This window comes from Aerophototrophica crusticola, assembly GCF_012913305.1.
Classification (GTDB): Bacteria; Pseudomonadota; Alphaproteobacteria; order Azospirillales; family Azospirillaceae; genus Niveispirillum; species Niveispirillum crusticola.
The window spans coordinates 707,637-719,620 of the sequence record NZ_CP051775.1 but is presented as its reverse complement, the minus strand read 5'-3'; the positions used below and the strand labels follow the sequence as shown (position 1 = coordinate 719,620).

General features: G+C 68.3%; 10 protein-coding genes, 1 other RNA gene and 1 pseudogene. All 12 read left to right on the top strand.

All coding sequences use genetic code 11. The features are described from left to right. Positions 1 to 42 precede the first annotated feature (42 nt). The 12 genes and pseudogenes from HHL28_RS03420 to mraY all read left to right on the top strand — a co-directional run bounded on the left by HHL28_RS03420 (position 43) and on the right by mraY (position 11,977). Positions 43 to 288 carry an AbrB/MazE/SpoVT family DNA-binding domain-containing protein gene (locus HHL28_RS03420; protein ID WP_075770764.1) on the top strand — a complete coding sequence of 82 codons (246 nt, stop codon included), beginning with the start codon at positions 43 to 45 and terminating at the stop codon, positions 286 to 288. Continuing rightward, positions 288 to 644, top strand: coding sequence for an endoribonuclease MazF (mazF, locus tag HHL28_RS03415; protein ID WP_075770765.1), 357 nt, complete (start codon positions 288 to 290; stop codon positions 642 to 644). Before HHL28_RS03420 ends, mazF begins: the two co-directional genes overlap by 1 nt. A gap of 205 nt (positions 645 to 849) precedes the next feature. After that, a complete protein-coding gene (locus HHL28_RS03410) occupies positions 850 to 1,725 on the top strand; it encodes a DMT family transporter (RefSeq protein ID WP_075770766.1) in 876 nt (291 codons plus the stop codon). 11 nt (positions 1,726 to 1,736) lie between these two features. Further along, positions 1,737 to 2,495 carry an N-acetylmuramoyl-L-alanine amidase gene (locus tag HHL28_RS03405; RefSeq protein WP_075770767.1) on the top strand — a complete coding sequence of 253 codons (759 nt, stop codon included), beginning with the start codon at positions 1,737 to 1,739 and terminating at the stop codon, positions 2,493 to 2,495. A gap of 631 nt (positions 2,496 to 3,126) precedes the next feature. Then, positions 3,127 to 3,558, top strand: an RNA gene (gene rnpB / locus HHL28_RS03400) — RNase P RNA component class A. Positions 3,559 to 4,229: 671 nt separating this feature from the next. After that, positions 4,230 to 4,718 carry a division/cell wall cluster transcriptional repressor MraZ gene (locus tag HHL28_RS03395; protein WP_075770768.1) on the top strand — a complete coding sequence of 163 codons (489 nt, stop codon included), beginning with the start codon at positions 4,230 to 4,232 and terminating at the stop codon, positions 4,716 to 4,718. After that, positions 4,715 to 5,677: a 16S rRNA (cytosine(1402)-N(4))-methyltransferase RsmH gene (gene rsmH / locus HHL28_RS03390; protein WP_075770769.1), complete on the top strand. Its 963-nt coding sequence runs from the start codon at positions 4,715 to 4,717 to the stop codon at positions 5,675 to 5,677. The genes HHL28_RS03395 and rsmH overlap by 4 nt, the downstream gene beginning before the upstream one ends. Continuing rightward, the gene (ftsL, locus tag HHL28_RS03385; RefSeq protein ID WP_075770770.1) at positions 5,674 to 6,126 is read left to right on the top strand and encodes a cell division protein FtsL; all 453 of its coding nucleotides are present in this window, start codon (positions 5,674 to 5,676) and stop codon (positions 6,124 to 6,126) included. Before rsmH ends, ftsL begins: the two co-directional genes overlap by 4 nt. Further along, the gene (locus HHL28_RS03380; RefSeq protein ID WP_075770771.1) at positions 6,123 to 7,916 is read left to right on the top strand and encodes a peptidoglycan D,D-transpeptidase FtsI family protein; all 1,794 of its coding nucleotides are present in this window, start codon (positions 6,123 to 6,125) and stop codon (positions 7,914 to 7,916) included. The genes ftsL and HHL28_RS03380 overlap by 4 nt, the downstream gene beginning before the upstream one ends. Next, positions 7,913 to 9,387, top strand: a pseudogene (locus HHL28_RS03375) (UDP-N-acetylmuramoyl-L-alanyl-D-glutamate--2,6-diaminopimelate ligase). The gene HHL28_RS03380 and the pseudogene HHL28_RS03375 overlap by 4 nt, the downstream one beginning before the upstream one ends. 16 nt (positions 9,388 to 9,403) lie before the next feature. Continuing rightward, complete coding sequence (locus HHL28_RS03370; RefSeq protein WP_075770773.1) at positions 9,404 to 10,882, top strand: UDP-N-acetylmuramoylalanyl-D-glutamyl-2,6-diaminopimelate--D-alanyl-D-alanine ligase; 1,479 nt, start codon at positions 9,404 to 9,406, stop codon at positions 10,880 to 10,882. Between the two features lie 9 nt (positions 10,883 to 10,891). Next, on the top strand, positions 10,892 to 11,977 hold the full coding sequence (gene mraY, locus HHL28_RS03365; RefSeq protein ID WP_075770774.1) for a phospho-N-acetylmuramoyl-pentapeptide-transferase: 1,086 nt from the start codon (positions 10,892 to 10,894) through the stop codon (positions 11,975 to 11,977). Positions 11,978 to 11,984: the final 7 nt, after the last annotated feature.

Here is an 11,984-nt window from a genome sequence, read left to right as displayed (position 1 = left end):
CTTGTATCTACGTTGTAGAGACTCCCACAAAGGAGGCGTGCCATGCACCTGCAACTCGCCCGCTGGGGCAATAGCCTGGCCCTGCGGATACCCACCGCCTACGCCAAGGACCTGGGCATCGCCGAGGGGGCGGGCGTGGATGCGCGCGTGGAAGATGGGAAGTTGGTGATCACGCCCTTGGCGGACCCTCCCACCTATGACCTCGACGAACTTCTAGCCGGCATCACGGACGACAACATCCATGGTGAGGTCCCGACCGGCAAGGCCGTGGGGAACGAGTTCCCCTGATGTCGGCCGCAGTCGCAGAGCCCTATTGCCCTGATGACGGCGACATTGTCTGGTTGGACTTCGACCCCCAGGCCGGGCGGGAGCAGAAGGGCCACCGCCCCGCTTTGGTGCTTTCTCCCCGCGCCTACAACAAGCGCGTCGGCCTGTGCGTCGTTTGCCCGATCACATCGGAGGTCAAGGGCTATCCCCTGGAACAGCCGGTACCGGCGGGCGGCAAGACGAAGGGCGCCGTGCTGTGTGACCAGGTCAAGAGCCTGTCCTGGCTGGAGCGTGGCTGCGTGTTCGGGGAGAGGGCGCCCGACGGGCTCACCGCCCATGTGAAGCTCAAGATCAAGGCGCTGTTGCGGATTCCGTGACGGGCTGGTCGTAGGTCGCGGCTGAAGCGGAGCGGAAGCCCGACAGCATGACTCCGAAGGCCATATCTGTCGGGCCTCGCGGCGCTCGGCATCGACCGACGGGGCATGTGCGCGGGCGCATCCCAGGGTCCAGCCTTAACCATGGCCCCAACCGGTGCTCCTGCCGGTAAGCTTTGGTATCCCACCCGTTGCCCCCCTGCACCAGATGACCCCGATCGTCATTCTCCAGGCCGTCACCGTCATGGCCATCTGGGGGTTCAACTTCGTCGTCGCCAAGGTGGCGATGACGGAGCTGCCGCCCCTTTTCCTGATGGCGTTGCGCTTCTCCCTGGCGGCGGCGGTGCTGCTGCCGCTGGCCCGCCTGCCCAGGGGGAACCAGTGGCGGGCGCTGTTCCTGTATTCCGTGGTGATGGGCGGCATCCACTTCCCCCTGATCTTCAGCGGGGTTCGGATGGTGGACGCCTCCACCGCCTCCATCGCCATCCAACTCCAGGTGCCCTTCGCCTCCATCCTGGCGGCCATCTTCTTCAAGGACCAGTTGGGCTGGCGCCGAGCCCTGGGCATGGCGATCAGCTTCGCCGGCGTGGCGGTGATCGCCGGTATCCCGGACGGGCGGACCAGCACGCCCCACCTGCTTATGGTGATCGGGGCGGCCCTGGCCTTCGCCTTTTCCAATATCCAGCTGAAGTGGCTGGGCGACGTGGACTGGAAGACGCTGAACGCCTACATGGCCCTGTTCGCCGTGCCGCAACTGGCCCTGCAATCCTTTCTATTGGAGCAGGGGCAAATAGAGGCCTTGCGTGACTTGAGCTGGATGGGGGCCTTGTGCCTTCTTTATCTCGCCCTGATGGCGACCATCCTGGCCTATGCGTTCTGGTACCCGCTGGTGAAGCGGTTCGACGTGAACCAGACCATCCCCTTCCTGCTGCTGGTGCCCATCTTCGGGGTGGGCGGGGGGATCCTGGCGCTGGGCGAGCCCCTGACCTGGAAGCTGCTGGTCGGCGGGCTGCTGACGATCGGCGGCGTCGGTGTCATCATCCTTCGGCGGCCGAGGCTGACCCCCGGCCGCAGCACCACATGAGTTCGTGACGCATGCGCCTCGTCGACCTGCCCTCCCCCAACTTCGGCCCCCGCCGCGGCGGCATCCGGCCGGACATGCTGGTCCTGCACTATACCGGCATGCGCAGCGCGGAGGACGCGCTGGACCGCCTGTGCGATGAGGAAGCCCAGGTCAGCGCCCATTACGTGATCGACGAGGAAGGCACCGTCTACCGCCTGGTCCGTGAGGACAAGCGCGCCTGGCACGCCGGCCGCGGCTGCTGGCGGGGGGAGACGGACATCAACAGCCGCTCCATCGGGATCGAGCTGGTGAACCCCGGCCACGAGTTCGGCTACCGCCCCTTCCCCATCGCCCAGATGGCGTCTTTGATCCTGCTGGCGGGGGAGCTGGTGCGGGAATACGCCATCCCGCCCCTGCACGTGCTGGCCCACAGCGACGTGGCCCCCGACCGCAAGGAGGACCCGGGCGAGCTGTTCGACTGGCCCTCCCTGGCCGCCGCCGGCATCGGTGCCTGGCCGCAGCCGAACGGCCAGGACATGGCTTCGTGGAGCAATGCGGAGATCCGCGAGCTGCTGGGCCGGGTCGGCTATGGGACGGCATGGGAAAAGCCGGATGGGACGGCATGGGATGGGACCGCATGGGACGGTGCCGCCGCAAAGACCCTGCTGGCCTTCCAACGCCACTGGCGCCCCGCCCGCCTGACCGGCCAGCCCGACACGGAAACGGTGGCAAGGCTGCGGGCGCTGGTGCGGGAGTACTGCCCGGCGAACGGGACGACTGTCTCCGCATAAGGGAGCCGACGGCGACGCGGCGGTAGCCCTCTCCCTGGGGAGAGGGCGGCGCGGCAGCGCCGGTGAGGGAGATGGGCGTGGGGACCAGCCTTTGGCCTGCGCCCGGCACCCCTCACCCCAACCCCTCTCCCGGGGGGGTGGGCATTCACACAGTTCTGAGCGACGCCAGCTTTCAAAGCCAAATGGGGCGAGCATTTGGAGGATCGGTCTGGCGCTGCGGAGAAGTGTGTGGGGAAAACGGATTTAAACGGATCAGAACAGATTGTAACGGATAAAATAGTTATTTGGAGCAACTCATTCGCCATTAAACATTAATCGGCAATGGACAACATTATCAACGATGATTTATAATAATTTGCAATATCCGTTCAATCCGTTTTGATCCGTTGAAATCCGTTTTCCAAACACACTTGGTCCCAGGCGCCTCGTTACCCGATTTGACCGACCAAGCAGTTGATCCAGAACCATCTTGGATTTGTGTGAATCCCTAAGCCGCGGCGGGGAGAGGGGGTATGTCTCGAGGAACCCGTCCCCCTCACCCGGCCGCTGCGCGGCCACCCTCTCCCCAGGGAGAGGGGACGTGACCAACCCCCTTGCCCCAACGTCATCCGGGGTCTACAACCCCGCCACGCCAGACGGTCGGATGGCCGCTCCGTCGCAATGGGGAAACCCGCGGTGGGGAGGAAAGTCCGGGCTCCACGGAAGTACGGTGCCGGCTAACGGCCGGCGGGGGCGACCCCAGGGAAAGTGCCACAGAGAGCAGACCGCCCGTCTGCCCCGGGCTTCGGCCTGGGACGGCATGGGCAAGGGTGAAAGGGTGCGGTAAGAGCGCACCGCGGCCCCGGCGACGGGGCTGGCATGGTAAACCCCACCGGGAGCAAGACCGAATAGGGGCGGCAGCGCCGGGCAACCGGCCAAGCGCACTTCCGCGCCGCCGCCCGGGTGGGTCGCGTCGAGGCGTCCGGCAACGGGCGCCCCAGAGGAATGGCCATCCCCCGGATACCGTCCAGCACGCTGGATACGGTCCGGCGGACAGAACCCGGCTTACAGGCCGTCTGGCGTTTTTACTTCCGTCCATTGGCATTGACTTACAGATTACTACCATACCCTAAATCGCGGAACCGGGCCGGCCTTCATCCCGGATTGGGCATGGGACGGCATGGGAAAGGGGCGGACAGGCCGCCTTCCTGTCACCCTGATACAATAGCCGCCGCAAAAAGGTGGGATGCCCACAATATGTTGTGGCCTCGGCTGTTATATCAGGGCACACAACGACTCCCCACAGGGGCGGCCCTGGCCGGTTCCCCCCTCTTTCAGGCGGCCGATAGCCCGTCCAGGGCTCAAACGGCGCATTACCGCGGGCGACAGCGGTACAAGTCCCGGCAAAGAGCCTGGGATACCTCTTCTGGTGAGTTTTAAAAGAACAAAACAAGTCCGACAAAGCATCCACTGCCGATTCTCCTTGGGAATCCTGTGGGCTCGGCAACCTTATCCGCATTCATCCCCAGAAAGCCCCCAGACCTATCCACACGCTGTGGATAATTCTTAAAGAGCCTTGACCATTATTGACTTGGTGGCGTTGACGCCCATAGCGGCCCATGTTATCCCATATCCACCCAGAACGAGGGACCGACGCCCCATTTCCGCCCGGTTGGAACGGGCGGGGCGGGACGATCGAGGAGGGGACGAACAGCGCATGGGGCGGTGCCGCGGGCACCGATCGGGTGGGGGACGATGGGCTTGTTCCTGTCCACATACGTCAACAAGGTCGACAAGAAGGGCCGCGTGTCGGTGCCGGCACCCTTCCGCTCGGCCTTGGTCGGCGGTGGCGGCGGCCCGACGGAGGTGGTGATCTTCCGTTCCCTCCAGGCCCAGGCCCTGGATGCCTGCCCCATCGAGTACCTGGAGCAGCTCTCTGCCGCCCTGGACGACCCGAACACCCCCGACGACTACCGCGACCTGATCGAGACGACGGTGTTCGGCGGCTCCGTGCGCCTGCCCATCGACCCGGAGGGACGCATCATCATCCCGGACGAGTTCCTGCAGTTCGCCGGGATTTCCGAATCCGTGTCCTTCGTCGGCCGCCGCAAGACTTTCCAGGTCTGGGACCCGGAGGCCTTCGCCGCCCATGAGAAGGCCAGCCGCGACACGGCCCGCAGCAACAACATCTCCCTCAGCACCATCCTGGCCAAGACCGGCGGCCTGGCAAAGGCGGCGCCATGACCGGGACCCTGGTGCATATCCCCGTCCTGCGGGATGAGGTGGTGGCGGCCCTGGCCCCCCGGCCCGGCGCCGTGATCGTGGACGGCACCTTCGGCGCCGGCGGCTACAGCCGCGCCCTGCTGGCGGCCGGCTGCGCCGTCTATGGCATCGACCGGGACCCAGCGGCGATCGCGCGGGCCGAGTCGCTGCTGGCGGAGTATCCGGGCAAGCTGACCATGGTCCCCGGCCGGTTCGGCGACATGGCGGACCTGCTGGCCGCCCGCGGCGTCACCGCGGTGGACGGCGTGGCGTTGGACATCGGCGTGTCCTCCCCCCAGATCGACGACCCGGAGCGGGGCTTCAGCTTCCGCTTCGACGGACCGCTGGACATGCGCATGGGGCCGGATGGGCCCAGCGCCGCCGACTTGGTCAACACGCTGCCGGAGGCGGAGCTGGCGGACACCCTGTGGCGCTACGGGGAGGAGCGGCTGTCACGCCGCATCGCCCGCGCCATCGTGGAGCGCCGCAAGACCCAGCCCTTCGCCCGGACCGGCGACCTGGCGGACCTGGTCCGCTCCGTCGTGCCCAAGTCCAAGGACGGGATCGACCCCGCCACCCGCACCTTCCAGGGCCTGCGCATCGCCGTGAACGACGAGCTGGGCGAGCTGGAGCGCGGGCTGGAGGCGGCGGAGCGGCTGCTGGCCCCCGGCGGCCGGCTGGCCGTGGTCACCTTCCACAGCCTGGAGGACCGGGTGGTGAAGGAGTTCCTGCGCGCCCGGTCCGGCAACAATCCCGCCCCGTCGCGCCACCTGCCCGGCCCGGCCGCGGCGGGCCCCGCCCCCACCTTCCGGCTCACCGACCGCTCCGGCACCAAGGCCGGCGAGGCCGAGCTGGCCGCCAACCCCCGCGCCCGGTCCGCCCGCCTACGGTCCGCCGAACGCACCAACGCCCCTGCCTGGGTCCTGGGAGAAGCCGCATGATCGGCAAGTCCACCATCGTCTGGATCGGCCTCGCCTGCATGGCCAGCGCCATCCTCTACCAGACCAGCTACGAGGTGCAGGAGCAGGAGGAGCAGCTGGCCCGCCTGAACCGCCAGATCGTGGCCGAGCAGGAAGCCATCCAGGTGCTGAAGGCGGAGTGGGCCTACCTTAACGACCCGACCCGGATCGAGCGGCTGGTGGCGGAGCACATGATCCTGCAGCCCACCAAGAGCACGCAGATCGTCGGCCTGGACGCCATCCCGCAGGTGGACCCGATGCTGGTGGCCAGCCTGCCCACCAGCCCCGTGCCCGGCCGCAAGCCCGGCAGCCGCCTGGACCGCGCCCCGTCCAAGGTGGAGGTCGCCAGCGCCGACGCGCCGCCCAAGGCCCGGCCCGGCGATACCGCCAAGGCCCCTGTCGTCATGGTCAACTACGGAGCCGCCCGATGACCGACGCGCCCCTCTCGCTCACCGGCTTCGACATCGCCGGCATGGACCGCCGCCAGGGCGGCCGGCCGGAGCCGCGGGTACGCGTCGGCAACAAGGCGGCCGCGGCGCTGGAGCAGGGGCGCGCCCGCCTGCTGGTGACGGCGGCCATGTTCGCCATGGCCTTCGGCGCCGTGGGCGTGAAGCTGGTGGACGCCACCGTGCTGGCCGGCGGGGCGGAGCCGTCCGCCCCCCACGCCGCCGCGCGCAACGCCCACAACGGCCGGGCCGACATCGTGGACCGCAACGGGGTGCTGCTGGCCACCTCGCTGACCACCCAGTCCCTCTATGCCGACCCCAAGCTGATCCTCGACCCCATGGAGGCGGCGCAGCAGCTGGCCACCGTGCTGCCGGACCTGGACCAGAAGGCGCTGGTCGCGGACCTGAAGGCGGACAAGCGCTTCGTCTGGATCCGCCGCAACCTGGGCCCCAAGCAGCAGTATGAGATCAACCGGCTGGGCATCCCGGGCATCGCCTTCCAGCGGGAGGAGCGGCGCATCTACCCGCAGGGCAACCTGGCGGCCCACGTGGTCGGCTTCACCGGCATCGACAACCAAGGCCTGATGGGCATCGAGCAGGCCTTCGACAAGAAGCTGAAGGAGATGGACGGGCCGCTCCAGCTCTCCATCGACGTGCGCATGCAGCACATCCTGCGCAAGGAGCTGACGACCACCATCGACGACTTCCGGGCCATCGGCGCGGCCGGCATGGTCATGGACGTGAAGACCGGCGAGATCCTGGCCATGGTCAGCCTGCCGGACTTCGACCCGCACAGCCCCCCCGCCCCCATCGAGGACCAGGACCTGGACCCCCGGTTCAACCGGAACACGCTCGGCGTGTACGAGATGGGCTCCACCTTCAAGATCTTCAACACGGCCATGGCGCTGGAGTCGGGCAAGGTCCGGCTGCACGACATGTACGACACCACGCGCCCGATCCGCATCGGCCGCTTCACCATCTCCGACTACCACCCGGTCAACCACTGGATGGACGTGCCGGACATCTTCCGCGAGTCGTCGAACATCGGCTCTGTCCGCATGGCGGAGCAGGTGGGCCCCGCCGGCCAGAAGGATTTCATGGCCAAGCTGGGCTTCCTGAAGCCCGTCAACCTGGAGATCCCCGAGCTGGGCTGGCCCATGGTGCCGAACCCCTGGCGCGAGGTGAACATGATGACCATCAGCTTCGGGCACGGCATGTCCGTCAGCCCGGTGCACACGGTCACCGCCGCCGCGGGCATGGTGAACGGCGGCGTGTTCCACCCAGCCACGGTGCTGAAGCGCGAGAAGGGGGAAGAGATCCCCGGCACCCGCGTCATCAGCGAGCGGACCAGCGACGTGATGCGCAAGCTGATGCGCCTGGTGGTCACCGAGGGCACCGCCAAGATGGCGGAGGTCCCGGGCTATGTGGTGGGCGGCAAGACCGGCACGGCGGAGAAGGTGAAGAACAAGGGCTACAGCCGGTCCAGCCGCATCTCCTCCTTCCTCGGCGCCTTCCCCATGCATGACCCGAAATACGTGGTCTATGTCATGGTGGACGAGCCCAAGGGCAGCAAGAAGACCTTCGGCTACGCCACCGGCGGCTGGGTGGGCGCCCCCACCGTGGGCCGCATCGTCCAGCAGATCGGCCCGCTGCTGGGTGTCCGGCCGGTGGACGCGCAATCGCCCGAGATCATCCAAGCCCTCGCCATAAACCCCGCGCAGGCTAAGCCCGTGACCACCCAGCTCGCCTCCTTCCCCACGGGCGGGCAACGATGAGGAGACTGTCGGAGCTCATGGCCTCACGGACCGAGATCGCCGTGTCGGCGCTGGCGCTGGAACGCGACCCGCCGATCACGGCCCTGACCGCCGACAGCCGCAAGGTGGTGCCCGGCACGCTGTTCGCAGCGTTGCCGGGCACCGCGCATGATGGGCGTGCCTTCATCCCGCAGGCCGTGGCCCAGGGCGCCGTCGCCATCCTGGCGCCCAAGGGCACCGCCCTGCCCCCGGGCTGCGAGCATGTGGCCCTGATCGAGGATGAGAACCCGCGCCGCCGCCTGGCCCTGCTGGCCGCGGCCTTCCATGCCGCCCAGCCCGCGAAGATCGCCGCCGTCACCGGCACCAACGGCAAGACCAGCACGGCCCAGTTCACCCGCCAGATCTGGGAAGGGCTGGGCCACAAGGCCGGCGCCATGGGCACGCTGGGGCTGGTGGCCCCAGGCTTCCCCCAGTCCGGCAGCCTGACCACCCCCGACCCCATCGACCTGCACCGCACCCTGGCAGAGGTCGCCAGGGCCGGCGTCACCCACCTGGCCATGGAGGCGTCCAGCCACGGGCTGGACCAGTTCCGGCTGGACGGGGTGCTGGTCTCGTCCGCGGGCTTCACCAACCTGACCCGGGACCATCTGGACTACCACGGCACCATGGAGGCCTATTTCAAGGCCAAGGCCATGCTGTTCGAGCGGGTGATGCCCAAGGGCGCCACCGCCACCATCAACGCCGACATCCCGGAGTTCGAGCAGCTGTCCGCCCTGTGCCGGGCCCGCAAGCAGACGGTCATCGGCTTCGGCACCAATGGCAAGGAATTGCGGGTCCTGGACCTGACCCCCCTGCCCCACGGCCAGCGGCTGGAACTCGAGGTGTTCGGCAAGGCCCGGACCATCGAGCTGCCGCTGGTGGGCCGGTTCCAGGTGTGGAACGCGCTGTGTGCCCTGGGCCTTGCCATCGGCACGGGCGAGGACCCGGAGCGGGCCGCCGACCAACTTTCGAATTCGAAAGTGGTGCGCGGCCGGCTGGAGCTGGCGGCCACCCTGCCCAACGGGGCGGCGGTCTATGTGGATTACGCCCACACGCCGGACGGTTTGGAAACCGTATTGAAATCCTTGCGGCCCCATACCTTGGGCCGGCTGTCGGTGGTCTTCGGCTGCGGCGGCGACCGCGACCGGGGCAAGCGGCCGATGATGGGGAGATCGCGGCGCGGCTGGCCGACCGGGTGATCGTCACAGACGACAACCCCCGGACGGAGGTGCCGGCCAGCATCCGCGCCGCCGTGATGGAGGGCTGCCCGGGCGCCACGGAGGTGGACGACCGGGCCAAGGCCATCCGCCTGGCGGTGGGTGAGCTGGGGCCGGGCGACGTGCTGGTCGTCGCCGGCAAGGGGCATGAGCAGGGGCAGATCATCGGGACCGAGGTCCGCCCCTTCGACGACGCCACGGTGGCCCGCGCCGCGGTGGCGGAGATCTTGGGATAGGGCAGGAGTTGACGGCATGAAGACGGCATCCGGCACCGACATCCTGTGGACCGCGGCAGACGCGGCGGCCGCCACCAACGGCCGCCACCCGTCCGGACGAACGCCGGGGCGCTGGGTGGCGACCGGCGTGTCGATCGACAGCCGGACCGTCCAGCCGGGCGACCTGTTCGTGGCGCTCCGCGGCCCGAACTTCGACGGCACCGCCTTCGTCGCCGACGCCCTGGCAAAGGGCGCCGCGGCGGCCATCGTCCCCGCCGTCCCGCCGGGACTGCCGGCCGACGCGCCCCTGCTTCTGGTGGAGGACGGCCTCACCGCGTTGGAGGACCTTGGCCGCGTCAGCCGCCTGAACCTGCGGGGCAAGGTCATCGCCGTCACCGGCAGCGTCGGCAAGACCGGCACCAAGGAGGCGCTGAAGGCCTGCCTGGACAGCCAGGGCAAGACCTATGCGACCACCGGCAACCTGAACAACCACATGGGCGTGCCGCTGACCCTGGCCCGCATGCCCGTGGACAGCGACTATGCCATCATCGAGTTGGGCATGAACCATGCGGGGGAGATCGGGCCCCTGTCGCGCATGGTGAAGCCCGACGTGGCCATCATAACCACGGTGGAGGCCGTCCACCTGGAGTTCTTCAGCAGCGTCGAGGGGATCGCCGACGCCAAGGCGGAGATCTTCGAGGGGATGGACCCCAACGGCACCGCCATCCTGAACCGGGACAACCCCCACTTCGCCCGGCTGCTGGCCGCGGCCCGGACGCAAGGCCTGACCAAGGTCTGGAGCTTCGGCGCCCATGACCAGGCGGACGCGCGGCTGGTGGATTGCTCCCTGCACGCCACCTCCTCCGCCGTCACCGCGGACATCAGGGGGGAGCGGGTGCAGTACTGCCTGTCCCTGCCCGGCCGTCACCATGTGCTGAACAGCCTGGGCGTCCTGCTGGCGGTGAAGGCCGCGGGCGGGGACGTGGGCAGCGCCGCCCGCGGCTTGTCCCAGTTGCAGGCCATCAAGGGCCGCGGCATGCGCCGGCGGGTGCAACTGTCCAAGGGCAGCTTCACCCTGATCGATGAGAGCTACAACGCAAGCCCGGTCAGCGTGGCGGCGTCGGCCACCGTGCTGGGCAAGACCGACCCGGGCGCCGGGGGCCGACGCATCGCCGTGCTGGGCGACATGCGGGAGCTGGGCGGCCAGGGCGCCAGCCTGCACGCCGGCTTGGCCGAGCCGTTCAAGGCCGCGGGCGCCGACCTTGTGTTCTGTTGTGGACCACTGATGCGCCACCTTTTTGACCGCTTGCCCGCCGCCATGCGCGGGCGGCATACGGACGACAGCGCCAGCCTGGCCCCCCTCGTCGCGGACGCCGTCCGGGCCGGGGACGTGGTCATGGTCAAGGGCTCCGCCGGCAGCCGCATGGGTGCGGTGGTGGAGGCCCTGCTGGCGCTGGACCACGACAACCAGGCGACCCGCGCCGACGCGCCCGCCATGGCCGCTTCGGGCACCTAAGAGACGAGAATGCTGTACAACCTGCTGTATCCCTGGGCGGATGAATTCCAGCTCTTCAACCTGTTCCGGTACATCACCTTCCGGACGGGTGGGGCCATCCTGACGTCGCTGGTCATCAGCTTCGTCATCGGCCCGCATGTGATCCGCTGGCTGAAGTCCGTCCAGGGCAGCGGGCAGCCCATCCGGGAGCAGTACCTGGAGACCCACCTGAAGAAGAAGGGCACGCCCACCATGGGCGGGCTGATGATCATGATCGCCGTGATCGTCAGCACCCTGCTGTGGGTGGACCTGACCAACACCTATACCTGGATCGTCTTGCTGGTGACCGTGGGCTTCGGGCTCGTGGGCTTCGGCGACGACTTCCTGAAGCTGACCAAGCGCAACACCGCCGGCCTGTCCAGCAAGGCCAAGATGGCCGGCACCATCGTCGTGGCCGTGGCCGCGGTGGGCTGGTACATGGCGGCCACCCCCTCCCCCCTCGACACCGGGCTGGCGCTGCCCTTCTTCAAGGACATCGCCCTGAACCTGGGCTGGTTCTTCGTGCCCTTCGCCGTGGTGGTGATCATCGGGTCCAGCCATGCCGTGAACCTGACGGACGGGCTGGACGGGCTGGCCACCGTGCCGATCATGATCGCCGCCGCCTGCTTCGCCCTGATCGCCTATCTCTGCGGCAACGTCATCTTCTCCAACTACCTGGGCATCCAGCACGTGCCCGGCACGGGTGAGCTGGCGGTGTTCTGCGGCGCGCTGGTGGGGGCCGGCCTGGGCTTCCTGTGGTTCAACGCCCCACCGGCCATGGTCTTCATGGGCGACACCGGGTCCCTTTCCGTGGGCGGCGCCCTGGGCGCCATCGCCGTGATCACCAAGCATGAGATCGTGCTGGCCATCGTCGGCGGCCTGTTCGTGCTGGAGGCGCTGTCGGTGATGATCCAGGTGGCCAGCTTCAAGCTGACCGGCAAGCGCGTCTTCCGGATGGCCCCCATCCACCACCACTTCGAGAAGAAGGGCTGGTCGGAGCCGACGGTGGTCATCCGCTTCTGGATCATCGCGGTGATCCTGGCCCTGGTGGGCCTCTCCACCCTCAAGCTGCGCTGAGGGGGCG